Here is a 26,211-nt window from a genome sequence, read left to right on the forward strand (position 1 = left end):
GGCCGGGGGCCGGGGGCCGGGGGCGGAGCCCAGCGCCCGGAGGCCGGAGCCCAGAGCCCGGAGGCCGGGGGCCGGGGGCCGGGGGCGGAGCCCAGCGCCCGGAGGCCGGAGCCCAGAGCCCGGAGGCCGGGGGCCGGGGGCCCGGGGGCGGAGCCCCTGGTATCGGGAAGGGGCGGGGAGGGGAAAGAACCGCCGGTCCGCGCCTAGCCGACCAGCGCCCCGCCGTCCACCGGCAGGACGACCCCCGTGGTGTAGCCCGCCTCGGGCCGGGCAAGCTGGGTGATCCAGAAGGCGACCTCCTCCGCCCGGCCGAGCCGCCCCAGCGGCACATGCTCGATCAGGGTCGTCCGCAGGGCGTCGACCTGCTCGGCGTCGAGCCCCTGGTGATGCCCGATCCCGGTGGCGATGGGGCCGGGGGCCACGGCGGCCACGCGCACCCCGCTCGGGGCGAGTTGGACGGCCCAGCTGCGCGTCAGCGTGTCCAGAGCGGCCTTCAGCGCGGCGTACAGCTCCGTGCCGGCCATCGGCCAGCCGCGCTGGCCGATGGCCGTACTGACGTTGATCACAACGCCCGCGCTCTCGCTCAGCCGCGGGAGCGCGGCCTGGGTGAGGTACATCGGGGCGAGCAGATTGACGGCCAGCATCTCCTCGACGGCCTCCCGCCGGATGTCCCCGAGCGGCGTCTGCCGGACCACGGCGGCGTTGTTGACCAGCACATCGACGCGGCCGAACGCCTCCATCGCGGTGTTCACGATCAACTCGGCGGCGCCGGGGGCCGCGATGTCGGCCGCCAGCGGCCGGATGCCCGGGGCGTCGGCGGCCGTCTCGGCGAGCCGGGCCGCCGTGCGGCCGACCACCAGGACCTGGGCGCCCTGCTCGGCGAAGGTCCGCGCGGTGGCCCGCCCGATCCCCGTGCCCCCGCCGGTGACGATCACTGCTCTGCCGGAAAAGTGCGCTGCTGTCATGTCGGTCATGTCGACGCACCGTAAACATTGACGCCTGCGTCAACGTCAACCCCGGCGGCCCTCGGGTCGCTCCTCGGGGTGCGGGGCCGCATATCCTGGGCGGGTAGATCCACACCACCCTTCCGGAGCGACCCTTGTACTTCACCGATCGCGGTATCGAGGAGCTGGAGCAGCGGCGCGGCGATGAGGAGGTCACCTTCGAGTGGCTCGCCGAGCAGCTGCGGACGTTCGTCGACCTGAACCCGGACTTCGAGGTCCCGGTGGAGCGGCTGGCGACCTGGCTGGCCCGGCTCGACGAGGAAGACGACGACGTCTGAGGGCCACGGCGTACGCCTGAGGGCCACCATGTCTGAGGCCACCACGTACGTCTGAGCACCACCACGTCTGAGCGCCACCACGCCTGAGGGCCACCACGTCTGAGGGCCACCACGTCTGAGCGCCGCCACGTCTGAGCGCCGCCACCTACGTCCGAGGCCACAACGCCCCGAGGGCCGCGCGTTCCGCAGGGCCGCGCCGCCCTACCGGCCGCCCCTCACGCCACCACCGGACCCCGCCCCGGCGCCCCCGCCTCCTGGTCCAGCCGGGGGTCGGACACCAGCACCGCCTGCTGGAGCCGCTGGAGCTTCGCCGAGGGCTCGAGCCCCAGCTCCTCCGTCATCGCCGTCCGCAGCCGCTGGTAGACCGTCAGGGCGCGGGTGCGCTGGCCGGAGCGGTGGAGGGCGAGCATGTACTGACCGTGCAGGCCCTCGTGGAAGCGGTGCTCCACGACCAGCGAGGCGAGGTCGCTCAGCACCTCCAGGTGGCCGCCGAGCCGCAGCCGGGTCTCGATGCCGCGCTCGGTCACCGTGAGCCGGGACTGCTCCAGCCGGGCGACCTCCGCCTGCAGCGGCCGCCCGTGCGGGGTGACGTCGACCAGGGCCGGGCCCTGCCAGAGGGCCAGCGCCCGCCGGAAGGAGGTGTCCGCCGTCCGCTCGTCGCCGGCCTCCAGCGCGCCCTCGCCCTCGGCGACGAGGTCGCGGTACTCATGGACGTCGAGCTCGCCCGGGCTCACCACCATGGCGTAGCCCCCGGGCCGGGTCTGCAGCACATCCCGGGTGACGGCGGCCGACGACATCCCCAGCCCCTCGGCGAGCAGCTTGCGCAGATGCAGGATGTACGTCTGGAGCGTGGTCAGCCCGGTGCGCGGCGGCTGATCGCCCCACAGCTCGGCCATCAGCGACTGCACCGGAACCATCCGGCCGGCGTTGAGCAGCAGCAGGGACAGCACCTTGCGCGGCTTCATCGCGCTGGGCACTCCGGACCGGGCGCCGAGGCCGAGTGTCAGCGGTCCGAGCACGCTCACCCGCATGGGTGGCACCTCTCTTCGGGCTTCATGGGCGGTACGCACGGACGAGCAGGTCGGCAGCGCTCTCGCAGACGGCCGTGGCCTCGTCCTCGGCGAGCGGGCGGGTGCCGTACATCGACTGGTAGAGCCCCTGTTGGATGATCAGGGCCACGAACTGGCGGGCGGCGGTGGCCGGATCCGGCACACTCAGCTCACCGTTGCCGGTGCGCCGGCCGAGCATCCCGGCGAGGTACGTCACCAGCTGCTGGGGCTCTCCCTCCGCGCACGCGGGGCGCAGCGAGGGGTGGCGGGCGACCTCGGCGATGACCAGGCGGCGCAGCGCGGAGGCCCGCGCGTCGAGCAGGACGGCGAGCACCCGGTGGCCGAAGGCGAGCAGCGCGCTGCGGGCGTCGCCGCGGTCGTACGCCTCGGGGGTCCCGGCGCCGTCGGGCCCGAGGGCGTACGGGGAACCGGCGGCGAATCCGGCCGCCACCCGCTCCCGCTCCTCCTCGACGGCGGCGATGAACAGCCGTTCCTTGTCGCCGAAGTGGTTGTAGACGGTCTGCTTGGACACGCGGGCCTCGTCCGCGATGACGTCCACGCTCGCCCGGTCGTACCCCTCGCGCAGGAAGACGGCCACCGCCGCCTCCAATATCGCCTGCCGCTTGGCGGGCTGGGGGCCCACGGGCCGTCCCGCCGCGCCGCGCCGGGGACCGCTGTCCGTCCGCAACCGCCCAACCTCCTCGCTCCAAGCCGGTCTTGCCCTCGATGGACTTGTGAGTCTAGCCTTCGTTCACCGCAGTGGACTAGCCCGTCTAGTCCAATTAATTCATCGGCGAATCACGTCGTTCCACCACCGCTTCACAAGGAGAGCTCCATGAGCGCACCGGAGAGCAGCGAGGCCCTGAGCCCTCTCACCCTGGCGCCGGAGGCACAGCGGCAGCTGTTCCTGGAGGCCCGTACGGCCAACACCTTCACCGACGAGCCGGTGACGGACGAGCAGGTCCGCGCGATCCACGAACTGGTCAAGTACGCCCCCACCTCGATGAACCAGCAGCCGCTGCGGGTGGTGCTGGTGCGCTCGGAGGAGGCGCGCGCCCGGCTGGTGTCGCTCATGACGGGGCGGAACCAGGAGAAGACGGCCAAGGCCCCGCTGGTGGCGGTGCTCGCCGCGGACCTGGACTTCCACGAGGAGCTGCCGCGGCTGGTGCCGTTCATGGAGAACCCGCAAGCGATCTTCGCCGACCCGGAGGTCCGGGAGGGGTCGGCGCGGTTCAACACCGCGCTCCAGGTGGGCTATTTCATCCTGGGCGTGCGCGCCGCGGGGCTGGCCGCCGGACCCATGATCGGCTTCGACCACGCGGCCGTCTCCAAGGAGTTCTTCGAGGACGGGCGGCACGCGGCGGTCTGTGTGGTGAACATCGGCAAGCCGGGTCCGGACGCCTGGATGGGGCGGCTGCCGCGCCTGGAGTACGAAGAGGTCTTCCGTACGGTCTGATACCGCTTCCGGAAGAACAGCCGTCCGCTCCCGTGCCTTCTCGGCGCGAAAGCGGACGGCCGCCGTGCGATTCCGGTCAGCTCTCGATCAGTTCGTGGAACGCCACGGTGTCGAAGATGTCCTCCATCCTCGTCGCCCTGCCGTCCCGCATCGTCCACGAGTGGACGAAGTCCAGCGTCACGGTCCTCCCGCTCAGCGAGGTCACCTCACGGGTGCCGAAGACCACGACCCGGTCGCCCTGTTCGATGAATTCCTTCGGCTCGAGCTTCATCCCGCCCAGCACGTTCGGCACATGGGCGAGGAACTCCTTGATGCCCGCATGGCCCAGCTTGGTGCCGCCGAGCCCGTACTTGGCCATCCCCTCCGGATGCACCCACTCCACATCGGGGTGCATGCCCGAGAGGATCCCCTCGATGTCGCGGTCGCGGAAACCCGCGTAGGAGGCGCGGATGGCCTCGATGTTTGGTGATGCCATGGTGGTAGCCACTCCTCGGACGGCGGTGTGCCGCGGCTCAGGACGGAAGGTGATCGGGGTGGAGCGCCTGGAGCGTGCGCCGTACGCCCTCGCGCCACGGCACCCGGCAGGGACCGGTGATCTCCCGCCGCCGCGTGGGGTCGAAGTGGTACGTCTCCCGGGTGACCTCGCTCGGGACGAGCCGGGCGGTGACCCCGGTGAGCTCCTCCAGGTGGCGCACGCAGTCGGTCATCCCGACCGCCTCGTCCCCGCCCCAGTTGACCAGCGTGGCCGGGGTCGACGCCGCCCGCCACAGAGGGGGGACGTGGGCGATGAGATCGTCGGTGTGGAGGAGTGAGCACCAGTTCTGGCCCTCCATGGGCACCGGTATCGGCTCGCCCGCGAGCATCCGCTTGAAGTAGAGCATCGGCACCCCGCCGTAGCCGCCGGGGCCGTAGGCGATGTTGAGCCGGGCGATGGTCGTCGGCAGGTTCAGCACCTGGGCGAACGCCCGTACCGCGCCCTCCGCGGCGATCTTGCCCACCGGGTAGGCGGGCAGCCAGTCGGCCACTCCGTCCACCGGGTCGTCCTCGGTGTACGCGTGGTCGAGGGTCTGCCGCTTGTAGAGCGCCCCGGTGGAGACGAAGAGGAACGCCTCCGCCGTCCGGCAGTGGGACATCAGCCGCCCGGTGGCCACCGAGTTGACCTCGATGGCCGCGTTGACGTCGCCGTCCTCACCGCGGCGCACCGCCGAGTGGAAGACATGGGTGAAGTCGTCGGGCAGCCCCTCGTACGCCGCCTCGCGCGGGTCGTTCATGTCCCAGCGGAACGTGGTGATCCCCTGGTCGTTCAGCTCCTTCTCGACACCGGGGGTGCCGAACCGGCCCAGACACCACACCTCGTTGCGCTCGGCCAGCGCCTCGGCCACCGGCCGGGCGACCTGCCCGGTGCCGCCGGTGACCAGGATCTTCTTGCCTTCCACCCTGCTCTTCTCCTTGTGCCTGGCCCTGTCGGGCCCGTGCCTGGCCCTGTCGGCCCGTACCTGGCCCTGTCGGGCCCGTACCTGGCCCGGTCGGGTCCTTGTGCCGGACCTTACGGGGCTAGGACCGGCCCGTGGTCCGGGCCCGGTCGGCGTCCTCCAGCGCGCGGTCGAGTTCCCTGCGCAGTACCGCCTGGAAGGCCGCGACATGCCGCGGGCCCATCAGTGTGTAGTGCTCACCGGGTACCTCCAGATACCGGTTGGGCTCGGTGGTGTAGTCGTCCCACCGGCGCAGCTCGTTGGCCAGCCAGTCCTCCTTGGTGCCGCGCAGCGGGATCGCGTAGAAGACCGTCATGGACCGGGTGGTGCCGCTGGGGTGGTAGTCGCGCCCCAGGGTGGTGAGGCCATGGGCCAGCTCCGCCCAGGCGGTGAACGTGTCCAGGTCCAGGTCGAGTTCGTCCAGCCGGGCCGGCGGGGCGATCCGCAGCAGATGCGCGAGCTGCTCCTCCTGGGACAGCGGGCGCAGTTCGGCGGGGAGGTCGAGCGACTGCTTCTTGTTGATCAGATCGAGGAAGAAGGCGAGGTTGGTCGCGGTCTCGATGAAGTCGAGTTCGTCCATGCGGTACTTGATGTGCGGTGGAAGGTTGAAGCTGCCGACGAAGTCGACCCGCTCGCCCTGGGCCTCGAGCGCCTTGGCGATCTCGAAGGCCACGGCGCCGCCGTAGGAGTATCCGGCCACGGCGTAGGGGCCGTGCGGCTGGCGGGCGCGGATGGCCTCCACATAGCACTCCACCATCTCCTCGAAGCTGGTGAAGGGCTTCTCGCCCTCGTTGAAGCCCCGGGCGCGCAGCGCGTAGAACGGCCGGTCGCCGACGAAGTACTTGGCGAGGTTGACGAAGACCAGGACCTCGCCGACGCCGGGGTGGACGCAGAAGAGCGGGGTCTTCTCGCCGCCGGTCTGGAGCGGTACGACCGGGTCGTACACCCCCGAGCGGCCGGGCGCGCCGCCGCCGTCGAGCCGGGCGGCGAGCTGCCGTACCGACGGCGCCGTGAGCACCGTGATGACCGGCAGATCCGCGACCCCCAGGCGCCGGTGGACCTGGCGCCGCAGCCGCAGGATGTCCAGCGAGGTGCCGCCGAGGTCGAAGAAGCCGGCGGTGGCGCTGATCCGGTCGGCGGTGGTGTCGAACATCTCGGCGTAGATCTCGGCCAGGATCCGCTCGGTCTCGCCCTCGGGCGGGGTGTGGCCGCCGAGCCGGCGGGTGGTCAGCTCCGCGACCCGCTCGATGACGTCGTCGTATCCGCCGGACTCCAGGCGCTGGCGCATCCGGCGGCGCAGCGTCTTGCCGAGGCTGGTCTTGGGGAAGGCGTCCTTGGGCAGCGGCAGGATGAGGGAGGGCCGGAAGCCCCAGTGGATCACGACGGTGGAGCGCACCGCGGTGATCATGCGGTGCAGCCCGGCCTCGTCGTGGTCCGCCGGCTCGGGGCTGACGGCGATGACCAGCTGTTCGGTGTCGCTGCCGGGGCGGCGGGTCGGGAACGCCGCGACATAGCCGCCGGCGACATCGTCGAGCTGTTCCAGGGCGGCCTCTATCTCATGGCTGAAGTAGTTGACGCCATTGACGATGACGCTGTCCTTGCTGCGGCCGACGAGGGTCAGCCGGCCCTCGTCGATCCGGCCCAGGTCGCCGCTGCGGAACCAGCCGTCGGGGGTGAAGGCTTCCTCGGTGGCCGCGTCGTTGTTGTAGTAGCCGGGGGTGATCATCGGGCCGCTGAGCTGGAGCTCGCCGATTTCGCCCGCGGGCAGCGCCTGGTGGTCGTCGTCGGCGACCCGGATCCGCAGCCCCTCGACGGGGGTGCCGAGGTTGGCGAACTCCTGGCCCGCGTCGGTAGCCGGGAACGCGCGGTTGTAGATGCTGCCCGCGCAGGTCTCCGTCATGCCGAAGGCGGGCCAGAGCGCGGACTCCCGCAGACCGTACGGGGCGTAATGCGCCAGGAATGCCTCGCCGGTCGCGACGACATTCGCCTCACCGCCGCTGACGATATGGCGCAGCGCGCTCAGATCGAGCCCTTCGCCGCCCGCCGATATCTCCTCCGCTATCTCATGGACGGAGGAATTGAGCGGACCGAGGAGGAAGTTCGGCGTAAAGGTCATCGTGACCTTGTGGCGGGATATGATCCGGAGGAACCGCAGCGGCTCCTCGAGAATGACCGCGGCTTCCGCATGCAATTGCTGGGCGCCCACGTAAAGCGGCAGCATATGCGCTTCGAGGAGCGCGGCCACATGGTCGTAGGAAATCCAGTTGAAGGTGGTGTCGGCGGCGGTGAGCCGCTGCTTCTCCGCCTTTCCGGCCATCGACGCCAGGATATTTCCATGGGTCAGCATGACCGCTTTGGAATTCCCGGTGGAACCGGAGGTCAGCACCAGCAGGGCGAGGTCGTCCGGGGCCGCGGAGTGCACGGCGGGCGGCTGCCCGGGCTCGGCGCCGGAGGCGCCCTCGGCCGCCCGCAGCTCCTCCACGACGGCCACCGCGAGCCCGGGCACCTCGGGCAGCTCGGCCCGCGTCGCCTCGGTGGTCACCAGCAGCGGTCCGTCCAACAGCTCGTTGACGTGGGTGAGTTGGGCCGCCCAGCGGGCCGGGTCGCCGGAGACCGGAACCATCGGGCAGGGCACGAAGCCGCCCAGCAGACAGGCCCAGAAAACCGTCAGGAATTCCGGCTGGCGGTCCAGCAGCAGGGCCACCTTGTCCCGCGGTCGCAATCCCCGGTCACGGAGTGCGGAGAGGAGTCCGAGCGCCGATTCCAGAAGTTCCGGATAGGACTGCCGCACGGATTCACTCGCGGTGGGCCCGACCAGATAGCGCACCCCCGAATGGGCATGGTCGCGCGCCGCCCGCAACAACAGCCGGGCAACCGAGTTCGGCTCCGCGTCTTCCTGTGGTACCGAGGTATTCAAGGGTGGTGACGTCATTCCCCCACGGCCCCTCTTCCTTCCCGATTCTGAGGCCACGAAGGTAACAGTCCCGAACATATGTCTCCATGACGCTCTACCAGGACTCTAGCGAAGCTCAAGCGCAAATTCCCAGGCCGGAGGAGTTTCTTCAAAAAGTGCGCTTCGCCCCACAGAAAACGATGGCTGCGCCATGCATCTTCCACCACCTCGTGCGATTGTGCACGGGCGCGCGGGGTACCGGAGGCGGTCCATCGCCACCCCGGCCCCAGGCCCGTCACCACCCCCGACCCCAGATCCGGGGCCGTACCGGATCCGGGGCCGCACCGGACGGGCCGGGCTGGCCGGGCTGGACAGGCTGGACAGGCTGGACAGGCTGGCCGGGCTGGACAGGCTTGACTCCGCGTGGCCGCGATATATCGTGTTGTGCAGGAGACACGATATGTTGCGTCCAGAGGGCGCATCGCACGTCCAGCCAGGGGAGGCCAGGGATGTCAGCCCGATCACAGTGGTCGATCAACGCGCCACAGAAGCTCACCCTCGACGACCCGGTGTCCACGCTCGACGTCCAGATCGCGGGCGGCACGGTCAATGTGGTCGGCGCCGCCCCCGGCCCCGCCCGCCTCGAGGTCTCCGAGATCGACGGCCCGCCGCTGAAGGTCACCCACATCGACGGCACCCTGAGCGTCGGCTATGACGACCTCTCCCGGAAGGGCTTCCGCAAGTGGCTCGGGCATTACACCCGCACCGCCCATGTCACCCTCACCGTGCCCGTCGGCACCAGCGCCACGGTCGGCGTGATCGGGGGCTCCGCCGTGGTCTCCGGGCTGTCCGGCCATGCCGAGCTGCGCGGTGTCTCCGGCGACTTCACCCTGCTCGGGCTGACCGGCCCGGTCCAGGCCGACACCGTATCCGGCCGGGTCGAGGCCCAGGCCGTCACCGGCGCTCTGCGGTTCCACTCCGTCTCCGGCGACCTCACCGTGATCGAGGGCTCCGGTCCCTCGGTACGGGCCGAGTCGGTCAGTGGCGACATGGTGCTCGACCTGGCCCCCGCCCCCACGTGCTCCGACATCTGCCTCACCACCGTCTCCGGTGAGATCGCCATCCGGCTGCCGCACCCCACCGACGCGGAGGTGGAGGCCAACACGGCCAGCGGCTCGGTCTCCAACGGCTTCGACGATCTGCGGGTCACCGGCCAGTGGGGCGCCAAGAGGATCACCGGCCGGCTCGGCGCGGGCAATGGCAGTCTCAAGGCCACCACCGTCTCGGGCGCCATCGCGCTGCTGCGCCGTCCGCCGTCCGAGGTCGACACGGACACCACCGACGGCACCCAGGGAAAGGTCCTCTGATGCCCCCCGTATTCGCCCACGGCCGACTGCGCCTGTATCTGCTCAAGCTGCTCGACGAGGCGCCGCGCCACGGCTATGAGGTCATCCGACTGCTGGAGGAGCGGTTCCAGGGGCTGTACGCGCCCTCGGCCGGCACCGTCTATCCGCGGCTGGCCAAGCTGGAGGCCGAGGGCCTGGTCACCCACACCACCGAGGGCGGCCGCAAGGTCTACTCCATCACCGACGCCGGGCGCGCCGAACTGGCCGACCGCAGCGGTGAGCTGGCCGATCTGGAGCTGGAGATCCGCGAGTCGGTCGCCGAACTCGCCGCCGAGATCCGGGAGGACGTCCGCGGCTCGGCGAGCGATCTGCGCCGGGAGATGCGGGAGGCCGCCCAGCAGGCCCGCTCCTCCGGCGGCGCCCGGGACAAGCAGGCCCCGTGGGAGGGGGCATGGGGCGACAAGGAGACCTGGCGGCAGGCGAAGGAGGAGATGCGGCGCGCGAAGGAGGAGTGGAAGGAGCAGGCGCGCCGGGCCAAGGAGGAGAGCCGACGGGCCCGGCAGGACGCCCAGCGCGCCCGCAAGCAGGCCAGGGACGCGCAGGACTTCGCGCGCGAGGAGGTCCAGCGGATCGCCCGGCGGGTCCAGGAGCAGACGCAGGAGCACATCCGGGCGGGCGACTGGCAGCGGGCGGTGCGCGAGGGGCTGGCCGAGGTGTCGCGCGGTATGGGCCGGATCTCCCGGCCGGGCGCCTCGCGCTCGGACTGGGGCTGGGGCTGGGACGACGAGACGTCCGGGCCGGATGTCACGGTCGAGCGGGCGGACACGACGAAGCCGGAGGGCGGCGACGCGGAGGAGCGGCCGGCCCCCGGGGACGGTGGCAGCGAGACCGGCGGCGGCACGGCCGGGGTGCGGGAGCCCGAGTGGGCCAGGGACTTCACCCCCTCCGGCGCCCCCGCCCGCGATCTGGAGCGGCTGCTCGACCGGTTCCGCGACGACGTCCGCGACGCGGCGCGCGACCACGGGGTGACGGACGACCAGCTGGCCGAGGCCCGTCATCGTCTGGGGGCGGCCGCGGCGCGGATCACGGCGCTGCTGCGGGGGGAGCGGGCCTAAGCGCTCCGCTGGAAGTGCCGCGATGCGTCGTCGGCCGTCCGCGGCGCCGTCGTGGCCGGTCGCGCCCGCGCGGCGGAGCCGCACATCGACACAGCCCCGCGCCCCTTCGGGGCGCTGCCGAACCATGGCGGACTTCCTCCGACCTGCTGAGGGCTGTCCGGGTGGGTTGACGCCTGCGGCGGGCCACGCGGCGGAGCCGCATATCGATGCGGCCCCTCCCCGCCCCTTCCCGAAACTGGGGCTCCGCCCCAGACCCCGCTCCTCAATCGCCGGAGGGGCTGGGAGACGGGGCCCTGCCCCAGACCCCGCTCCTCAACCTCCCCTAGCTACCGCTGGGAGGTGCCCCCTGGAGGGGCCGGGCGGGAAGGTGCGGCTGCCGCTTGACCTGAACCGCGGTTGAAGTTTCAGGATCGGGGTCGGAGGGGCGCACCACGGGGGAGCGCCCCTCCGGCCCCGATGCCCTCTCCCCCGGCTCACCCGGCTCACCCGGCTCACCCGGCTCACCCGGCTCACCCGGCTCACCCGGCTCACCCGGCTCACCCGGCTCACCCGGCTTTCCGACGTCCCCAACCGCGAGGAGACCGCCATGTCCGCCCCGACCAGCCCCGGACCGCTGCCCGATCTCACCCGGCCCGATGTGGGCGCCGCGCTGTTCAGCACCTGGAGCGTGGGCACGCCGGAACGGCAGCGGGCCACGGTCGACGCCATCGCCGCCGCCTGGGACAGCCGCCCCTGGCCGGCGCCCGAGCTGCTCTCCTACAACCTCTACGCGGGCACGGACGGCGATACGCTGATGCACCACTCCCAGTGGGCCGACGAGGCCGCGTACCACGCCTTCTTCCGGGACCAGCGGCAGCAGCGCAACGACGCGATCGACAGCGCGGTCCCGGACATCAAGCGGCTCGGCCTCGCGTACTACCGCCACTACCGCGGCTTCCAGGCGCCGGCCGCCGCCCAGGGCGATACGACGGACCCCGGGCTGTTCGTCGTGGTCGAGATCGACTTCGACGACCCCGATCCCCAGGTCCGCCGGTCCTGGGTGGACCTGGTCATCGAGGCTCTGGAGAGCGAGCCCGACCCGGGCCTGCTCTCCGCCGACTTCCATCTGATCGCCAACGGCGAGCGCCATCTGTCCACCGACCGCGCCCGGGTGCTCAACTACGCCCGCTGGACCGACGTGGAGGCGTACGAGGCGGCGCTGGCGGCCGGCGGGCCCCGCGACGGCGGCTCGTCCGCCTGGGACCGGGTGCGCGACTTCCCCGCTCGGGTGGGTGCCTCGTCCCGCTCTTATCGCTTCCGGCGGAGCTTCGTGCGACCCTCGGCCTCGGCCTCGGCCTCATAACGGAATTCCGGGAATTCACCGGAGCGCGAGGGGCAGCGGGCCGCCGCGTATTCCTCCGCGAATCCCCGGCCCGCACAACGGCCGGGGATCCGCACAACGGCTGGGAATATGCCGACGCGATATTCAGACCGTCAGCACGACCTTGCCGAAGAGATCGCCGCCCGCCATCTTCTCGAACCCCTCGCGGGCCCGGTCCAGCGGCAGCACCGAATCGATCACCGGCCGTACCCCGCGCGCGGCGCAGAAGCTCAGCAGGTCCTCCAACTCGTCCTTCCCGCCCATCGTGGAGCCGACGACCTTCAGCTCCAGGAAGAAGATCCGGTTGAGTTCGGCGGCCTTCGGGTTGGGGCCGCTGGTGGCGCCCGAAATCACCAGCGTGCCGCCGGGCTTGAGGGACTTCACCGAATGCGACCAGGTGGCGGCGCCCACCGTCTCGATCACGGCGTCCACCCGGCGCGGCAGCCGCTCCCCCGGCTCATACGCGCCCTCGGCGCCCAGCTCGACGGCGCGGGCCCGCTTGGCCTCGTCGCGGCTGGTGGCCAGCACCCGCAGCCCGGCGGCCGCGCCCAGCACGATCGCGGCGGTGGCCACGCCGCCGCCGGCGCCCTGGACCAGGACGCTGTCGCCGGGGCGCACCCCCGCGTTGGTGAACAGCATGCGGTACGCGGTCAGCCAGGCCGTGGGCAAGCAGGCGGCCTCCTCGAAGGAGAGCTCCTTGGGCTTGGGCAGCACGTTCCAGCTGGGGACCGTCACCTTTTCGGCGAAGGTGCCCTGGTAGCGCTCGGTGAGGATGGTGCGGGGCTCCTCCGGGCCGACGCCGTGTCCGCTCTGGCCGATGACGGAGTGGATGACGACCTCGTTGCCGTCCTCGTCGACCCCGGCCGCGTCACAGCCGAGGATCATCGGAAGCGACTCCTCGCCGAGGCCCACCCCGCGCAGCGACCACAGGTCGTGGTGGTTGAGCGAGGCGGCCTTGACGTTCACGGTGGTCCAGCCGGATCGCGCCTCCGGCTCGGGACGCTCTCCCAGTTCGAGGCCGCTCAGCGGCTGGTCACGGTCGATACGTGCGGCATAGGCAGCGAACATGATCCCGACCTTAGGCCGCGGGGCCACCCCACGGAACCGCACCACGGTGTGACCCCGCTCGCCCACCGGACAGCACACGGGCCGGGCCGCCCCTCCGGCTGAGGGACGGCCCGGCCCGTAACGCCACCGGGGCCTCTGGCGGGGCGTCAGCGGCGGGCGACGCCCTCCGCGCGGGCGGCCGCGGCGACGGCCGCGGTCACGGCGGGGGCGACCCGCTCGTCGAACGGCGAGGGGATGACCTTGTCCGCGCTCAGCTCGTCGGCCACCACGGCGGCCAGCGCCTCGGCGGCCGCGAGCTTCATGCCCTCGGTGATCCGGGAGGCCCGGACCTGGAGGGCGCCCGCGAAGATGCCGGGGAACGCGAGGACGTTGTTGATCTGGTTCGGGAAGTCGCTGCGCCCGGTGGCGACCACGGACGCGTACTGGTGGGCGACGTCGGGGTGGATCTCCGGGTTGGGGTTGGCCATCGCGAAGATGAAGGCGCCCGGCGCCATCTTGGCCACCGCGCCCTCCGGCACCGTGCCGCCGCTGACGCCGATGAAGACGTCGGCGCCGTCCAGCGCGGCCTCCAGGGACCCGGTGAGCCCGCCCTTGTTGGTGAAGCCGGCCAGCTCGCGCTTGACGTCGGTGAGGTCCTCGCGGTCCGGCGAGACGACGCCCTTGCGGTCGCACACCGCGACATCGCCGATGCCCGCCTCGGTGAGGATCCGGGCGATGGCCACACCGGCGGCGCCCGCCCCCGAGATGACGGCGCGCAGCTGACCCAGCGCACGGTCCGTCAGCTTGGCGGCGTTGCGCAGCGCGGCGAGGGTGACCACCGCCGTGCCGTGCTGGTCGTCGTGGAAGATCGGGATGTCGACCCGCTCCTGGAGCTTGCGCTCGATCTCGAAGCAGCGGGGCGCGGAGATGTCCTCCAGATTGACGCCGCCGAACGAGGGCGCGAACCGGACGACGGTCTCCACGATCTCGTCCACGTCCCGGCACTCGAGCGCGATCGGCACCGCGTCCACGCCGCCGAACTGCTTGAAGAGGATCGCCTTGCCCTCCATCACCGGAAGGGACGCCTCCGGGCCGATGTCGCCGAGCCCCAGCACCGCGCTGCCGTCCGTCACCACGGCGACGACCTGGGACTTCCAGGTGTAGTCGTGGACGAGCTCGGGCTGCTCGGCGATCGCGCTGCACACCTTGGCGACGCCCGGTGTGTACGCGAGGGACAGATCGTCCCGGTTGCGCACGGGCACGGTCGCCTGGACGGCCATCTTGCCGCCGCGGTGCAGGGCGAACGCCGGATCGAAGGGCTCCCCGTCGGTCACGCCTTCGACTCCTTCGCCGCTGCCGCTTGTGCTGTCGCTGCGAGGATTGACCATCTCCGCTGCCACTGTTTTGACCCCTTTGTCGTTTTTCTGTCGAGGGTATCCGCCCCAGGTTCGGAGCGGGCGGGCACCGCGTCGTCCCATTCAGCGGATGACCACCGCATGGGTGTGGGTACGAACGCCGGGCGCGTCGCACACGCGCCCTGAGCCCCGGGTGAGGGGTGTAGCCGTCTGTTCTACCTGAAGCGCGCGCCGAGGGACGAGCGAGTTCTGGTGCCATGACACCGGAAAACCAGGCATTACGCCTGAAGGCGGGCGAAGCTCTAGGGAAAGTCCATGCCGCTGTCACGCGCTGTTCCCCGCGTGATCATGAGCCCGCCCCGCGTCACCGGCCGCCGCTGTCCGGCCGGTACCGCTGTCCGGTTGTGCACCACGGGGATCGCCCGTTATCCGATTTTGACATGGCCAGCGGCCCGCACGGGCCCGTCCGATGGCAAGATGCCCCAATCACACGAGATCGCGACACCCACAAACGTGTTCCCGAGATCTCGCCCCCTCACCCTGCCGGAGGAACCAGCATGACCGCCAGCTTCACGCCCCGTGGGGCCACCCTGAAGTCCCGGATGGCCCCCGTCGGCGCGATAGCGGTGGTAGGTGCCCTGCTGCTGACGGGCTGCGGCGACCAGACCGACAAGGCCACGGGCGGGTCCAACAGCAACTCCGCCCCGCTGTTCAACCAGCTGCCCAAGGAGATCCAGAGCTCCAAGGTGATCAAGGTCGGCTCGGACATCAACTACCCGCCGGTCGAGTTCAAGAAGAACGGCCAGGTCATGGGCATCGACCCGGATATCGCCGACGCCCTCGGCAAGCAGCTCGGGGTGAAGTTCGAGTTCAACAACGGCACCTTCGACACCCTGCTCTCGGGTCTGCGCTCCAAGCGCTACGACATCGCCATGTCGGCCATGACCGACAACGAGGGCCGCCAGGAGGGCGTCGATCCGGACACCGGCAAGAAGGCGGGCGAGGGCGTCGACTTCGTCGACTACTTCACCGCGGGTGTCTCGATCTACACCAGAAAGGGCGACACCAAGGGGATCAAGACCTGGGACGACCTGTGCGGCAAGAAGATCGTCGTACAGCGCGGCACCGTCTCCCACGACCTGGCCAAGTCCCAGTCGAAGACCTGCCTGAAGAACAAGAAGGGCAAGATCTCGATCGAGGCGTTCGGCAATGACACCGAGGCCCAGACCCGGCTGCGCGGCGGTGGCGCCGTCGCCGGCTCCAGCGACTTCCCGGTCGCCGCGTACGCGGTGAAGACCTCCGGCGGCGGCAAGGACTTCGAGCTCGTCGGCGATCAGGTGGAGGCGGCCCCGTACGGCATCGCCGTCGCCAAGAAGAACACCCAGCTGCGCGATGCCATCAAGCAGGCGCTCGCCCTGATCATCGCGAACGGCGAATACGACAAGATCATCGCGAAGTGGGGCGTCAAGGACGGCGCGGTCACCAAGGCCATCATCAACGGCGGCAAGTGATCCGGCCCTCCCCCGTCCGCGCTCGCGCTGAAAGGCACCATCCGTGACTACTAAGATCGAAAAGGCGGGTCCGGTCGACGCCCCGCCGCCGGCGCCGGAGAGCATCAAGGCCATCCCAGTGCGGCACTACGGCCGCTGGGTTTCCGCGATCATCGCCATCGCCCTGCTCGCCCTGCTGATCTCCGCCTTCGCCCGCGGTGACGTCAACTGGAACGCCATCCCGGACTACTTCTTCGACGGCGAGGTCCTCAGGGGCGTTCGCAACACCGTCTGGATCACCATCCTCTCGATGGTGCTCGGCGTGGCCCTCGGCATCGTCCTCGCGGTGATGCGGCTGTCGAAGAACCCGGTGACCGCCTCCATCGCCTGGGGCTACATCTGGTTCTTCCGCGGCACCCCGGTCTATGTGCAGCTGCTGGTCTGGTTCAACCTCGGCCTGGTGTTCGACTACATCAACATCATGCCGATCTACAAGGACGAGTGGTCGGACTTCATGACCCCGTTCCTGGCCGCCCTGCTGGGCCTGGGCCTGAACGAGGCCGCGTACATGGCCGAGATCTGCCGGGCCGGCATCCAGTCGGTCGACGAGGGCCAGTCCGAGGCCGCCCAGGCGCTCGGCATGAGCCACGCCAAGACGCTGCGCCGGGTGGTGCTGCCCCAGGCGATGCGGGTGATCGTGCCGCCGACCGGCAATGAGTTCATCAACATGCTCAAGACCACCTCGCTGGTGATCGCGGTGCAGTACTGGGACCTGCTCCAGGCCACCTCCGAGGTCGGGCAGAACTCCGGCGCCACGGCGGAGATGCTCTTCCTCGCGGCCGCCTGGTACCTGATCCTCACCTCCGTGCTCAGCGTCGGCCAGTACTACCTGGAGCGGTACTACGCGCGCGGCTCGAGCCGTAGCCTGCCGGCCACCCCGCTGCAGCGGGTCCGGGCCAATCTGCTCTCCTTCAGCAACCGCTCCGGAGGTGTCGGCGCATGACCGCCATGGTGAAGGCCGAGGGCGTCCACAAGTCCTTCGGCCCGGTTCAGGTCCTCAAGGGCATCGACCTCGAGGTCGCCCCGCGCGAGGTGTTCTGCCTGATCGGCCCGTCCGGCTCCGGCAAGTCCACCTTCCTGCGCTGCATCAACCACCTGGAGAAGATCAATTCCGGGCGGCTGTACGTGGACGGCGATCTGGTCGGCTACCGCCAGAAGGGCGACAAGCTCTACGAGCTCAAGGACCGCGAGGTCGCCGAGAAGCGGCGCGACATCGGCATGGTCTTCCAGCGCTTCAACCTCTTCCCGCACATGACCGCGCTGGAGAACGTGATCGAGGCGCCGGTCCAGGTCAAGCGGGAGGCCAAGGCGGTGGCGCGGGAGCGCGCGCTGAAGCTGCTGGACCGGGTGGGCCTCGCCGACAAGGCGGGCAACTACCCCTCCCAGCTCTCCGGCGGCCAGCAGCAGCGCGTGGCGATCGCGCGGGCGCTGGCGATGGAGCCGAAGCTGATGCTCTTCGACGAGCCCACCTCGGCGCTCGACCCGGAGCTGGTCGGCGATGTGCTCGATGTGATGCGCGGGCTCGCGGAGGACGGCATGACGATGATCGTCGTGACGCATGAGATGGGCTTCGCGCGCGAGGTCGGGGACTCGGTCGTCTTCATGGACGACGGCGTGGTGGTGGAGTCCGGACACCCGCGGGAGGTGCTGACCAATCCGCGGCACGAGCGGACGAAGTCGTTCCTGTCCAAGGTGCTGTAGGCGCTCCGCTGGAAGTGCCCTGACCTGCCATCGGTCGTCCGCGACACCGTCGTGGCCAGTCGCGCCCGCGCGGCGGAGCCGCACACCGACACAGCCCCGGGGCGCCACCGAACCGCAGCCGACTTCCGCCGGTCCGAGGCGCGGCACATGCGCGGGGGCGGTACGGGCCGACGGCCGTACCGCCCCCGCGCACTCCGCCCCGGGTCACTTCAGCCCGAGCACCATCGCGTCCGAGGGCGAACACCAGACGGCCCGTGCCTCCCCGAAGCCCGCCGCGCGCAGCGTGTCCACATGCCAGGTGACCGGCTGGAACGCCTCGGCCACACCGTTCGCGTGGTCCGGCCCGTCGGCCGGATTGCCGAAGATCGTGAACCGCTCGGCGACCGGCCCCGCCAGCGCCTCGTCCCGCGCGGCGGTCTGCCACCAGTCGACCCAGTCCTGGGTGCCCTCGGCCTTGGCCCGCGCCCGCCGCGCCTCCTGGAACGCGCGGTCGGCCGCGTTGAGCCGGGGCGTGGTCGGATCGGGCATGTGGTCGGCGTTGAGGAACACCCCGCCCTCGCGCACCACGCCCGCGATCCGCCCGTACAGCGCCCGCAGCTCGTCCGAGCCCAGCCAGTGGAGCGCCGTGGCGGTCAGGACGGCGTCGTACGTACGGTGCGGCAGCCGCTCGGTCCAGCCGGGGTCGCGCAGATCGGCGGTCACGAACGCGGCGCGCGGCTCGGCCGCGAAGTGGCCGCGGGCGATCGTCAGCAGCGCGGGATCGAGGTCGACACCGGTGCTGGTGGCGCCCGGGAACCGGCGCAGCGCCCGGTCCGAGATACTGCCCGTGCCACACGCCAGGTCGAGGATCCGGGGCTCCGGGCCGACGACGGCCTCGACCGCGTCGAGCATCACCCGGAACCGTTCCTCACGATCGGGGAGGTACCACTCCTGCTGCCGGTCCCAGCTCCGCTGCCACGCCTGCCAGTCCGCCACGGCGACGGTGTCCGTCATCGAGCCCCTCCAAGCCATGCGTCATCGTCTCGGCGCAGCCACCCGTAATACCCTCGTAGGCAGAACGCCTCTTACCTGACCTGATGTGACCCTAGACCGCCGTCGTAAGGACCACAAGTGGAACTGGCTTATTACTCGGATCTCGCCGTGCGCCTGGTCAACAGCGAGGAGCCGAACCGCGGCACCGACACCCTGACCTCGGTGGAGGCCGTACGGGCGCTCTTCGGGGAGAGCCAGCAGGCGACCCGGCGGACGACCGACGCCGATGTCACCCGGCTGAGGTCGGTCAGGGCCCGGCTGCGCGCGGTCTTCGAGGCGGCGGCGGGCGGCGACGAGGTGCTGGCGGTGGACCTGCTGAACGCGCTGCTCATCGAGTTCCCGGTGAGCCCGCAGATCTCCGGCCACGAGACCCGCGACGAGGACGGCCGCCCCAACTGGCACATGCACATCGCGGACTACGCCGCCAACGCGGGCGCGGGCTACGCCGCGACCGCCTCGATGGGGCTGGCCTTCCACCTCACCGAACTGGGCGCCGACCGGCTGGGCATCTGTGAGGCGTCACCCTGCCGCAACGCCTATCTCGACACATCGACAAATCGATCCCGGCGCTACTGCTCCGACCGCTGCGCCACCCGCGCCAACGTGGCCGCCTACCGCGCCCGCAAACGCCTGGACGCCGAGCGGACGGCCGGCCCCGAGCGCAGCCGCCGCCAGGACCGCGAGCCCACGGGCCGTACGGCGGACACCGCCCAGGAGACCAGCCCGGCCATCGACCGCTGACCCCCGCGCCCGGCGCTCCGCAGCGGCCGCAGCCGCACCCAGGCCCGGGCCACCACCAGCTCGTCCGGCACGACGCCGAACTCCCGGCTGTCGTTCTCCACGAACGGGTTGTCGCCCTTGACCCACCAGCCGCCCTCGCGCCGCTCCACCGCGCGCTTGACGATCAGCAGGTCCTGCCGGAACGGATGGCGCAGAACCACCACGTCCCCCGGCCGCACGGGCGCACCGTAGCGCACCACCAACTGGTCGCCGGGGTACAGCGTCGGCCGCATCGACGGGTTGTACACCTCCGCGAGCCCGATCCGCAGCAGTCCGCGCTGGTCGCGGTCCGACTCCTGCCCGCGATCGCCCAGCTGCTCCCGCATCACGGCACCTCCGGTCCTCACCCTGCACCCCTCACGATCCCAGGCATCCCAGCCTCGCACCGGACTTTTGACCTAAGCCCCCCGGGGCACCCGAGAAAAGGCTTCCCGCACGGAGTAATCTCGCACCTGAGAAGACGATCACGAATGGAAGGACAGCTCTATGCTCTCCCGCCTGTTCGCCCCCAAGGTTCAGGTCAGTGCCCACTGCGACCTGCCCTGTGGTGTGTACGACCCGGCCCAGGCCCGTATCGAAGCCGAGTCCGTCAAGGCCATCCAGGAGAAGTACCAGGCCAACGAGGACCCGCACTTCCGCGCCCGTGCCACCACCATCAAGGAGGAGCGCGCGGAGCTCGCCAAGCACCACGTCTCGGTGCTGTGGAGCGACTACTTCAAGCCCCCGCACTTCGAGAAGTACCCCGAGCTGCACCAGCTGGTCAACGACACCCTCAAGGCCCTGAGCGCGGCCAAGGGCTCGACCGACCCGGCCACGGGGCAGAAGGCCCTGGACTACATCGCCCAGATCGACAAGATCTTCTGGGAGACCAAGAAGGGCTGACCCCGCTCTTCCCCAGCACCACCAGACCGCACCCGAGCCGCCCCGAGTGGCCCGGGTGCGGTCTTCTTTTTCGTGAACCTTGGCAGTTCGCCCTGAACATCCCTGCCGGATTCCGGGGTTGACGCCCGGTCCTTCACCCCCGCGGGCTGATGCCCGTCACGGTCAGGTGCAGCAGTCGGGTGGCCTCGGTGGCGGGGTCGGGGTGGTGCTGGCGGGCGACCACATGGCCATGACCCGGGTCGCCGCGGTGTTCTCCGAGGTCACGGGCGTCGAGGTGACCGCCCCGTCGATGACCCCGGCGGCGGTCTGACCCGCGCGCTCCCCGGGGCGCCAGCTCCGGGCTCCGGGCCGTGGTTGATGCCCGGACCGGAGTGGACGAGGCTGGAAGGGAGCCCTGGTGGACGGACCCGGTGCCGTCCCCGGAGGGATGGCGAGATGAAGCGCCACGACAGCGGCTCCGCGCGGGAGTGGGGCGGCTTCGACGAGACGGATACCGCACGTGCCACCGTCAGCGATGATGGGACGCTGACCAGCTGGAACGAGGGCGCCCGTCGACTGCTCGGGCATCCGTCCCCCGATGTGGTGGGGCGGCCCGCCGCCGAGCTGCTGGCCGATCCGCGCCGCGCGACGGACGCCGAGGTCCGCGATGCCCGCACCCGGCTGACCCGGTGGCACGGGACCGTGGCGCTGCGCCACCGGGACGGCCGCGAGGTGCCCGTACCGCTGCTGGCGCACCGCAGACGGCCGGAGGGCGACTGGCTGCTGGTGACCGCGGCACCCCGGGCGGAGCAGCCCCCGGAGTCGTGGAACGACGCGCTGACGCGATGGGCCTACGCCCAGTCGCCCTGCCCGATGGCGATCTACGACGCCGATATGCGGCTGCGCAAGGTGAACGCCGAGATGGCCCGCGTCACCGGCCTCCCCGAGGCGGAGATCCGCGGTCTGCGGCTGTCGGAGATCAAGGGCAAGCTCCAGAGCGAACAGCTCGAAGCGGCCATGCGCGAGGTGCTGGCCACCGGCGAGCCGCGCGAGGTGGAGACGTATCTGCGCACCGGAGGCGACGAGGCCAAGGAGCAGGCCTGGTCGGCCCGGTTCGCCCCGCTGCGGGCGAGGGACGGGCGGGTGTACGCGGTCTGCATGGCGGCGCACGACATCACCGATCAGTATCTGGCCCGCCAGCGGCTGCTGCTGCTGAGCGCGGCCAGCGAACGGATCGGCTCCACCCTCGACATCGACCACACCGCGCAGGAGCTCGCCGACGTCTGCGTACCGCGGCTGGCCGACTACACCAGCATCGACCTGCTGGACCGGCTGACCCAGGAGGAGGAGCTGCCGTCCGGGCCGCTCACCGACCCGGTCGTGCTGCGCCGCGCCGCCCGGCAGTCCCTCTACGAGGGCTGCCCCGAGTCCGTGGTGCCGGTGGGACGGGTGGACACCTACCCGAAGGCCTCGCCGATGGCCGAATGCCTGGTGGCGGGACGTCCCATCATCCACGCGTCCACCGACCCCTCGATCGCCGAGTGGGGTGCGGTGAAGCCCGAGCGCGCCCGGACGATCCGGCGGTTCGGCGTCCACTCGATCATGTCGGTGCCGATCCGGGCGCGGGGGACGACGCTCGGGGTGGCCGTGTTCGCCCGCCACCGCACCCCCGAGGCGTTCACCCAGGACGATGTGGTGCTGGCCGAGGAGATCACCACCCGGGCCGCCGTCTGCGTGGACAACGCCCGCCGCTTCACCCGGGAGCGCAACACCGCCCTGGCCCTGCAGCGCAGCCTGCTGCCGCGGACCCTCCCCCAGCCGCCGGCCGTCGAGGTCGCCTCCCGCTATCTGCCCGCGGGCCCGTACGCGGGGGCGGGCGGGGACTGGTTCGACGTCATCCCGCTCTCCGGGGCGCGGGTCGCGCTGGTCGTGGGCGATGTGGTCGGCCACGGCATCCAGGCGTCGGCCACCATGGGCCGGCTGCGGACGGCGGTCCGTACCCTCGCCGACGTCGATCTGCCGCCGGACGAACTGCTCACCCACCTCGACGACCTGGTGATCCACCTGGCCGCGGAGACCGGGGCCGAGGAGGCCACCGGCGATGTGGGGGCCACCTGTCTGTACGCGGTCTACGACCCGGTCTCGCACCGCTGCTCGCTGGCCGCGGCCGGGCACCCGGCCCCGGCGCTGGCCAGGCCGGACGGCTCCGTGGAGTTCCTGCCGGTGCCGCCCGGACCGCCGCTGGGAGTCGGCGGGCTGCCCTTCGAGGCGATGGAGACCGAGCTGCCCGAGGACGCCGTGCTCGCCCTCTACACCAACGGGCTGATGGGCGAATGGGAGCGCGATGTGGACGAGGGGCGTCTGCTGCTGGCCGACGCGCTGGCCCACCCCTGCGGCTCCCTGGGCGGCACCTGCGACGCCGTACTGCGGACGCTCCTCCCCGGCGAGGGCGTGCTGGACGACGTCGCGCTGCTGCTCGCCCGCATCCGCACCCTGGACGCGGCGCACGTGGCCACCTGGGACGTGCCCGCCGACCCGGCGTGGGTGGCGCGGTCCCGCCGGAACGTGACGGAACGGCTGACCGAATGGGGGCTCGACGAGGCCGTCTTCACCACCGAGCTGGTCGTCAGCGAGCTGGTCACCAACGCCATCCGCCACGCTGTCCCGCCCATCCAGCTGCGGCTGATCCACGACCACTCGCTGATCTGCGAGGTCACCGACTCCTCCAGCACCGCCCCGCACATGCGCCGCGCCCGCACCTTCGACGAGGGCGGCCGCGGGCTGCTGCTGGTCGCGCGGCTCAGCCAGCGCTGGGGAAGCCGCCAGACCGCCGACGGCAAGACGATCTGGTCGGAGCAGACGCTGCCGGTGGGGCTGCCCGGCGGGCTGCCGGATCTGGTCTCGGTGGACTGAACGGCCGGGGGCCTCCGTGGGCGTCAAGAACGGCCGGGGCCATGAGCGGCCCGAGGCTCTGAACGGCCCGAGGCCGTGAACGCCCCGGGGCCGTGAACGGCCTGGGAACAGGGACGGCCCGGGGCCACCGTGGGCGTCAGAAGCGCCAGCGCGTCTGGCCGTACTCGCCCTTGCGGAAGCCGAACGCCGTGGCCGGGGCGACCCGGTAGACCAGGGCCTCATGGCTCTCGTGGTGGAAGGCGCCGTCGCGCACCTGGAAGGTCCACTCCTCGCCGTACTTCTCCACGTACGCCGCGGCGATCCGCCGCAGCGTGGCGTCGTCCCGCACCGGCTCGGCCGTGCCCTCGACCACCAGGTCGAGACCCTCGCGCAGCACGCCCGCACCCGTGGTGAGGACGCAGCGCGGATCGTGCGCGAGATTCCGGGCCTTCTGCTCGGTGGGGCCGGTGCAGAAGCAGAGCGCGCCGTCGAGCCAGACGGCGATGAGCGGGGTGACATGGGGGCGGCCGTCCCGGCGGACCGTGGACAGCCAGTAGAGCTCCGCGGCCGCCAGCCGCTCACGCCCCTCCGGCCAGGCGGTGGCGGTGGCGTCCGGGCTGCTGAAGCGGGTGTCCAGCGCGGTCTGCGGTTCGTGCTCGGTGATCATCTGCTCGCTCCTCGCATGGCGTGGCGGTCCGGTGCGGTCCCGTGTGCTCGGACCGCCCGGCGGAGCGAAAGTCATCGCTCGCCCGCCATCGGGGTTACGAGACCTCGGCGGGCCCGGCGAGCCCCAGGATGTCCAGCTCCTCGCGGGTCGGGGGCTCCTGGAAGCGCAGCAGCGGGCTCTCGTTGCGGACCAGCCACTGGCGGTACGCGGCGCTCCCCCAGGCGATCTCGAAGTACGCGTCCGCCAGGTCGCCGAAGAGGGCGTCCACGTCGAGGAGCGCACCGGCCGCCGTGTCGGGGGCGGGTTGGTCGGCGCCGGTACGGGCCGCCACGTCCGGGGCGGATTCGGGGACGTCGGTACGGGCCGCCGGGAGACCGACTGCCGCGTCCGGGGCGGATGCGTCGGCGCCGGTACGGGCCGCCGGGAGCGCCCGTGAGGCCAGGAACAGCCGGACCGTCAGCGGATCCCCGTGCAGCGGGCGGACGGCCACGCCCTGGCGGGACCGCGCGGTGGGCTGGCAGGGGGTGACCACCTCGCCCGAGGCGACCAGGTCGGCGGCGGTCAGATAGTCCCCGTAGACCACCCTCGGATTGAGCCCCGCGGCGGCCAGTACCCGGCGCAGCCCGGGCCCCTCGCCGTCCACGCTGGGGTCCACCATCCACTGGTCGGCGGCGAGTTCGGCGAGCCGCACCACGGGCCGGGCGGCGGCCGGATGGGTTTCGGCCAGCGCCACGAACTGCGGCTCCCGCTCCACGAGCACCCGGCGCTCCACGCCCTCGGGCACCCGCAGCGGCGCGCCCTCGACCTCGTGGACGAAGGCGACGTCCAGCTGGTTGGCGGCGACCATCTGCAGCAGCGCGTTGGCGGAGACGTCGATGTGGATGGTGGTGTCCGCGTCGGGGTAGCGGGCCCGGAGCCTGCGCAGCCAGCCGACCACGGCCCGGCTGCCCGTGCTGCCGATGCGCAGCCGGGCGTCGGCGGCCTGCTCCGCCTCCAGCCGGACCTCGCTGACGAGGGCGTTCATCTCCTCCACGATCGGCCGGGCGCGGCACAGCACGGACCGCCCCAGCGGGGTCGGCCGACTGCCGGTGACCTCGCGCGAGAACAGCCGGCCGCCGATGGTGTTCTCGATCCGCCGGAGCTGGGTCGTCAAGGACGGCTGGGTCATGCCCAGTTGACGCGCAGCCTTCCGTAGGCTGCCGGTGTCGGCTATGGCGCACAGTGCACGGAGGTGCCTCACCTCGAGCTCCACGGCGGGAGCATAACTGCGCACTTGTCCGTCACACCAGACTCTGAAACCACGCCAACCCGTACCGGAATCGATCAATCGGTGGTCAAACAGCGGTCAACGGGGCGCCAAACGCCGGTCACCGGACGGTTTCCGAGAGCCCGGGTGGGGGATATGCCCTCGTCCTATCACCAGTTGATATCTCCGCGTACGGCCGGTTCTCCTCAAGACTCTGCGTCAGCCAAGAGTTCATCCCACGGCCCCGGCCGCCACCCCACACGGCGACCGGGGCCCGAGGACGATGAGGAGCCCCCCACCATGTCACTCCCCAAGCTGGCGCTGTCCGCGACCATCGGCCTCGGCCTGGCGGTGTCCCTGTCCGCCATGCCCGCGTCCGCGGCCACGCCCGACCACTCCACGGCCCAGCGCGGCGCCGCGGCCGCCGCCTACACGGCGAGCGGCGAGGAACGGGCCGACACCGACGCCTTCATCAAGGCCGTCATGAAGTCGGCGCTGGAGAAGCAGGCGAAGTCGCGCAGCGCGACGGCGGCCGTCACCGTGACGTACAGCGCGAGCTCAGCCCCGACCTTCCGCACGCAGATAGCCCGCTCCACCCAGATCTGGAACTCCGCGGTGAGCAACGTGAAGCTGCAGGAGGGGAGCAACCCCGACTTCACCTACCGCGAGGGCAACGACGCCAGGGGCTCGTACGCGAGCACGGACGGCCACGGCAGCGGCTATGTCTTCCTGGACTACGCCCAGAACCAGCAGTACGACTCGACCCGGGTCACGGCCCACGAGACCGGCCATGTGCTGGGCCTTCCGGACCACTACTCGGGTCCGTGCAGCGAGCTGATGTCCGGCGGCGGCCCCGGCACGTCCTGCACCAACTCGCAGCCGAACCAGGCCGAGATCAACCGCGTCAACCAGCTCTGGGCCAATGGCCTGGCCAAGCTCGAGAAGCAGCTGACCAAGAGCCACTGAGCGCACTGAGCCCACGGAGCTCGCCGAACCCACTGATCCGCTGGATCAGGGCCTGACCGCCCGCACCCGGTTCCCGACGCCGGGTGCGGGCGCTCGGCGTGTGCGGACGCGGATGCGATATCGGCGTATGCGGGCGGGGAC

24 protein-coding genes and 1 pseudogene are annotated in these 26,211 nt (G+C 71.4%); 13 read left to right on the top strand and 12 right to left on the bottom strand.

Annotation, left to right across the window (positions count from 1 at the left end):
* Nucleotides 1–203 precede the first annotated feature (203 nt).
* A complete protein-coding gene (locus tag IEJ02_RS26040; RefSeq protein WP_191067097.1) occupies nucleotides 204–974 on the bottom strand; it encodes an SDR family NAD(P)-dependent oxidoreductase in 771 nt (256 codons plus the stop codon).
* 125 nt (nucleotides 975–1,099) lie between these two features.
* On the opposite strand from IEJ02_RS26040, the gene IEJ02_RS26045 reads away from it, so the two are divergent.
* A complete protein-coding gene (locus IEJ02_RS26045; RefSeq protein WP_137979506.1) occupies nucleotides 1,100–1,282 on the top strand; it encodes a DUF6104 family protein in 183 nt (60 codons plus the stop codon).
* Nucleotides 1,283–1,497: 215 nt separating this feature from the next.
* On the opposite strand, the gene IEJ02_RS26050 is transcribed toward IEJ02_RS26045, so the two are convergent.
* Complete coding sequence (locus IEJ02_RS26050) at nucleotides 1,498–2,313, bottom strand: AfsR/SARP family transcriptional regulator (protein WP_191067098.1); 816 nt, start codon at nucleotides 2,311–2,313, stop codon at nucleotides 1,498–1,500.
* A gap of 22 nt (nucleotides 2,314–2,335) precedes the next feature.
* Nucleotides 2,336–3,019, bottom strand: a complete 684-nt coding sequence (locus IEJ02_RS26055) for a TetR/AcrR family transcriptional regulator (RefSeq protein WP_191067099.1) — start codon at nucleotides 3,017–3,019, stop codon at nucleotides 2,336–2,338.
* 147 nt (nucleotides 3,020–3,166) lie between these two features.
* Between IEJ02_RS26055 and IEJ02_RS26060 the strand changes: the two genes are divergently transcribed.
* Nucleotides 3,167–3,787 (top strand): malonic semialdehyde reductase, encoded by a 621-nt coding sequence (locus IEJ02_RS26060; RefSeq protein WP_137979503.1) that lies wholly within the window; start codon nucleotides 3,167–3,169, stop codon nucleotides 3,785–3,787.
* 76 nt (nucleotides 3,788–3,863) lie between these two features.
* Here IEJ02_RS26060 and IEJ02_RS26065 read toward each other — a convergent pair whose 3' ends face one another.
* The 3 genes from IEJ02_RS26065 to IEJ02_RS26075 all read right to left on the bottom strand — a co-directional run bounded on the left by IEJ02_RS26065 (nucleotide 3,864) and on the right by IEJ02_RS26075 (nucleotide 8,191).
* Nucleotides 3,864–4,262, bottom strand: a complete 399-nt coding sequence (locus tag IEJ02_RS26065; protein WP_191067100.1) for a nuclear transport factor 2 family protein — start codon at nucleotides 4,260–4,262, stop codon at nucleotides 3,864–3,866.
* Nucleotides 4,263–4,299: 37 nt separating this feature from the next.
* Nucleotides 4,300–5,223 carry an NAD-dependent epimerase/dehydratase family protein gene (locus tag IEJ02_RS26070; RefSeq protein WP_191067101.1) on the bottom strand — a complete coding sequence of 308 codons (924 nt, stop codon included), beginning with the start codon at nucleotides 5,221–5,223 and terminating at the stop codon, nucleotides 4,300–4,302.
* A 118-nt stretch (nucleotides 5,224–5,341) separates the two neighbouring features.
* The gene (locus IEJ02_RS26075; protein WP_191067102.1) at nucleotides 5,342–8,191 is read right to left on the bottom strand and encodes a non-ribosomal peptide synthetase; all 2,850 of its coding nucleotides are present in this window, start codon (nucleotides 8,189–8,191) and stop codon (nucleotides 5,342–5,344) included.
* 470 nt (nucleotides 8,192–8,661) lie between these two features.
* Here IEJ02_RS26075 and IEJ02_RS26080 point away from each other — a divergent pair, with 470 nt between their 5' ends.
* The 3 genes from IEJ02_RS26080 (at nucleotide 8,662) to IEJ02_RS26090 (ending at nucleotide 11,955) form a co-directional block, all read left to right on the top strand.
* A complete protein-coding gene (locus IEJ02_RS26080) occupies nucleotides 8,662–9,519 on the top strand; it encodes a DUF4097 family beta strand repeat-containing protein (RefSeq protein ID WP_191067103.1) in 858 nt (285 codons plus the stop codon).
* Nucleotides 9,519–10,613, top strand: coding sequence for a PadR family transcriptional regulator (locus IEJ02_RS26085; RefSeq protein WP_191067104.1), 1,095 nt, complete (start codon nucleotides 9,519–9,521; stop codon nucleotides 10,611–10,613). Before IEJ02_RS26080 ends, IEJ02_RS26085 begins: the two co-directional genes overlap by 1 nt.
* A gap of 586 nt (nucleotides 10,614–11,199) precedes the next feature.
* Nucleotides 11,200–11,955 (top strand): antibiotic biosynthesis monooxygenase, encoded by a 756-nt coding sequence (locus IEJ02_RS26090; RefSeq protein ID WP_191067105.1) that lies wholly within the window; start codon nucleotides 11,200–11,202, stop codon nucleotides 11,953–11,955.
* Nucleotides 11,956–12,078: 123 nt separating this feature from the next.
* Here the strand turns inward: IEJ02_RS26090 and IEJ02_RS26095 are convergent, their stop codons facing one another.
* Both IEJ02_RS26095 and IEJ02_RS26100 read right to left on the bottom strand, forming a co-directional pair.
* Nucleotides 12,079–13,041 carry a zinc-binding dehydrogenase gene (locus tag IEJ02_RS26095; protein WP_191067106.1) on the bottom strand — a complete coding sequence of 321 codons (963 nt, stop codon included), beginning with the start codon at nucleotides 13,039–13,041 and terminating at the stop codon, nucleotides 12,079–12,081.
* 146 nt (nucleotides 13,042–13,187) lie between these two features.
* On the bottom strand, nucleotides 13,188–14,420 hold the full coding sequence (locus IEJ02_RS26100) for an NAD(P)-dependent malic enzyme (protein ID WP_191067107.1): 1,233 nt from the start codon (nucleotides 14,418–14,420) through the stop codon (nucleotides 13,188–13,190).
* Nucleotides 14,421–14,932: 512 nt separating this feature from the next.
* On the opposite strand from IEJ02_RS26100, the gene IEJ02_RS26105 reads away from it, so the two are divergent.
* Genes IEJ02_RS26105 through IEJ02_RS26115 form a run of 3 tightly spaced genes read left to right on the top strand, consistent with a single transcriptional unit; the run spans nucleotide 14,933 to nucleotide 17,626 of the window.
* Complete coding sequence (locus tag IEJ02_RS26105) at nucleotides 14,933–15,886, top strand: ABC transporter substrate-binding protein (RefSeq protein WP_191067108.1); 954 nt, start codon at nucleotides 14,933–14,935, stop codon at nucleotides 15,884–15,886.
* 43 nt (nucleotides 15,887–15,929) lie between these two features.
* On the top strand, nucleotides 15,930–16,868 hold the full coding sequence (locus IEJ02_RS26110) for an amino acid ABC transporter permease (RefSeq protein ID WP_191067109.1): 939 nt from the start codon (nucleotides 15,930–15,932) through the stop codon (nucleotides 16,866–16,868).
* A gap of 5 nt (nucleotides 16,869–16,873) precedes the next feature.
* Nucleotides 16,874–17,626, top strand: coding sequence for an amino acid ABC transporter ATP-binding protein (locus tag IEJ02_RS26115; protein ID WP_191067181.1), 753 nt, complete (start codon nucleotides 16,874–16,876; stop codon nucleotides 17,624–17,626).
* Between the two features lie 204 nt (nucleotides 17,627–17,830).
* Here IEJ02_RS26115 and IEJ02_RS26120 read toward each other — a convergent pair whose 3' ends face one another.
* Complete coding sequence (locus IEJ02_RS26120) at nucleotides 17,831–18,619, bottom strand: class I SAM-dependent methyltransferase (protein ID WP_191067110.1); 789 nt, start codon at nucleotides 18,617–18,619, stop codon at nucleotides 17,831–17,833.
* Nucleotides 18,620–18,736: 117 nt separating this feature from the next.
* Between IEJ02_RS26120 and IEJ02_RS26125 the strand changes: the two genes are divergently transcribed.
* A complete protein-coding gene (locus IEJ02_RS26125; RefSeq protein WP_275557560.1) occupies nucleotides 18,737–19,399 on the top strand; it encodes a CGNR zinc finger domain-containing protein in 663 nt (220 codons plus the stop codon).
* 56 nt (nucleotides 19,400–19,455) lie between these two features.
* On the opposite strand, the pseudogene sodX reads toward IEJ02_RS26125, so the two are convergent.
* A pseudogene (gene sodX / locus IEJ02_RS26130) lies at nucleotides 19,456–19,764 on the bottom strand (nickel-type superoxide dismutase maturation protease); the annotation flags it as partial.
* Between the two features lie 160 nt (nucleotides 19,765–19,924).
* Here sodX and sodN point away from each other — a divergent pair.
* The 3 genes from sodN (at nucleotide 19,925) to IEJ02_RS26145 (ending at nucleotide 23,212) form a co-directional block, all read left to right on the top strand.
* The gene (sodN, locus tag IEJ02_RS26135) at nucleotides 19,925–20,320 is read left to right on the top strand and encodes a superoxide dismutase, Ni (protein ID WP_037965025.1); all 396 of its coding nucleotides are present in this window, start codon (nucleotides 19,925–19,927) and stop codon (nucleotides 20,318–20,320) included.
* A 166-nt stretch (nucleotides 20,321–20,486) separates the two neighbouring features.
* The gene (locus IEJ02_RS26140; RefSeq protein ID WP_191067112.1) at nucleotides 20,487–20,630 is read left to right on the top strand and encodes a hypothetical protein; all 144 of its coding nucleotides are present in this window, start codon (nucleotides 20,487–20,489) and stop codon (nucleotides 20,628–20,630) included.
* Nucleotides 20,631–20,755: 125 nt separating this feature from the next.
* The gene (locus IEJ02_RS26145; RefSeq protein ID WP_191067113.1) at nucleotides 20,756–23,212 is read left to right on the top strand and encodes a SpoIIE family protein phosphatase; all 2,457 of its coding nucleotides are present in this window, start codon (nucleotides 20,756–20,758) and stop codon (nucleotides 23,210–23,212) included.
* Nucleotides 23,213–23,348: 136 nt separating this feature from the next.
* On the opposite strand, the gene IEJ02_RS26150 is transcribed toward IEJ02_RS26145, so the two are convergent.
* Together IEJ02_RS26150 and IEJ02_RS26155 are read right to left on the bottom strand one after the other, a co-directional pair.
* The gene (locus IEJ02_RS26150; RefSeq protein ID WP_191067114.1) at nucleotides 23,349–23,858 is read right to left on the bottom strand and encodes a pyridoxamine 5'-phosphate oxidase family protein; all 510 of its coding nucleotides are present in this window, start codon (nucleotides 23,856–23,858) and stop codon (nucleotides 23,349–23,351) included.
* A 94-nt stretch (nucleotides 23,859–23,952) separates the two neighbouring features.
* Nucleotides 23,953–25,098, bottom strand: coding sequence for a LysR family transcriptional regulator (locus tag IEJ02_RS26155; RefSeq protein ID WP_191067182.1), 1,146 nt, complete (start codon nucleotides 25,096–25,098; stop codon nucleotides 23,953–23,955).
* A 306-nt stretch (nucleotides 25,099–25,404) separates the two neighbouring features.
* Between IEJ02_RS26155 and snpA the strand changes: the two genes are divergently transcribed.
* Nucleotides 25,405–26,070, top strand: coding sequence for a snapalysin (snpA, locus tag IEJ02_RS26160; RefSeq protein WP_191067115.1), 666 nt, complete (start codon nucleotides 25,405–25,407; stop codon nucleotides 26,068–26,070).
* Nucleotides 26,071–26,211: the final 141 nt, after the last annotated feature.

The sequence above is a fragment of the Streptomyces sp. 5-10 genome (assembly GCF_014712245.1).
GTDB classification, from domain to species: domain Bacteria; phylum Actinomycetota; class Actinomycetes; order Streptomycetales; family Streptomycetaceae; genus Streptomyces; species Streptomyces violaceusniger.

What these genes read in the sequence shown, in the direction of transcription:
- IEJ02_RS26040 (WP_191067097.1), bottom strand. Translation starts at nt 974, where the DNA reads ATGACCGACATGACAGCAGCGCACTTTTCCGGCAGAGCAGTGATCGTC.
- IEJ02_RS26050 (WP_191067098.1), bottom strand. Translation starts at nt 2,313, where the DNA reads ATGCGGGTGAGCGTGCTCGGACCGCTGACACTCGGCCTCGGCGCCCGG.
- IEJ02_RS26060 (WP_137979503.1), top strand. Translation starts at nt 3,167, where the DNA reads ATGAGCGCACCGGAGAGCAGCGAGGCCCTGAGCCCTCTCACCCTGGCG.
- IEJ02_RS26065 (WP_191067100.1), bottom strand. Translation starts at nt 4,262, where the DNA reads ATGGCATCACCAAACATCGAGGCCATCCGCGCCTCCTACGCGGGTTTC.
- IEJ02_RS26075 (WP_191067102.1), bottom strand. Translation starts at nt 8,191, where the DNA reads ATGACGTCACCACCCTTGAATACCTCGGTACCACAGGAAGACGCGGAG.
- IEJ02_RS26080 (WP_191067103.1), top strand. Translation starts at nt 8,662, where the DNA reads ATGTCAGCCCGATCACAGTGGTCGATCAACGCGCCACAGAAGCTCACC.
- IEJ02_RS26085 (WP_191067104.1), top strand. Translation starts at nt 9,519, where the DNA reads ATGCCCCCCGTATTCGCCCACGGCCGACTGCGCCTGTATCTGCTCAAG.
- IEJ02_RS26090 (WP_191067105.1), top strand. Translation starts at nt 11,200, where the DNA reads ATGTCCGCCCCGACCAGCCCCGGACCGCTGCCCGATCTCACCCGGCCC.
- IEJ02_RS26095 (WP_191067106.1), bottom strand. Translation starts at nt 13,041, where the DNA reads ATGTTCGCTGCCTATGCCGCACGTATCGACCGTGACCAGCCGCTGAGC.
- IEJ02_RS26105 (WP_191067108.1), top strand. Translation starts at nt 14,933, where the DNA reads ATGACCGCCAGCTTCACGCCCCGTGGGGCCACCCTGAAGTCCCGGATG.
- IEJ02_RS26115 (WP_191067181.1), top strand. Translation starts at nt 16,874, where the DNA reads ATGGTGAAGGCCGAGGGCGTCCACAAGTCCTTCGGCCCGGTTCAGGTC.
- IEJ02_RS26120 (WP_191067110.1), bottom strand. Translation starts at nt 18,619, where the DNA reads ATGACGGACACCGTCGCCGTGGCGGACTGGCAGGCGTGGCAGCGGAGC.
- sodN (WP_037965025.1), top strand. Translation starts at nt 19,925, where the DNA reads ATGCTCTCCCGCCTGTTCGCCCCCAAGGTTCAGGTCAGTGCCCACTGC.
- IEJ02_RS26145 (WP_191067113.1), top strand. Translation starts at nt 20,756, where the DNA reads ATGAAGCGCCACGACAGCGGCTCCGCGCGGGAGTGGGGCGGCTTCGAC.
- IEJ02_RS26150 (WP_191067114.1), bottom strand. Translation starts at nt 23,858, where the DNA reads ATGATCACCGAGCACGAACCGCAGACCGCGCTGGACACCCGCTTCAGC.
- snpA (WP_191067115.1), top strand. Translation starts at nt 25,405, where the DNA reads ATGTCACTCCCCAAGCTGGCGCTGTCCGCGACCATCGGCCTCGGCCTG.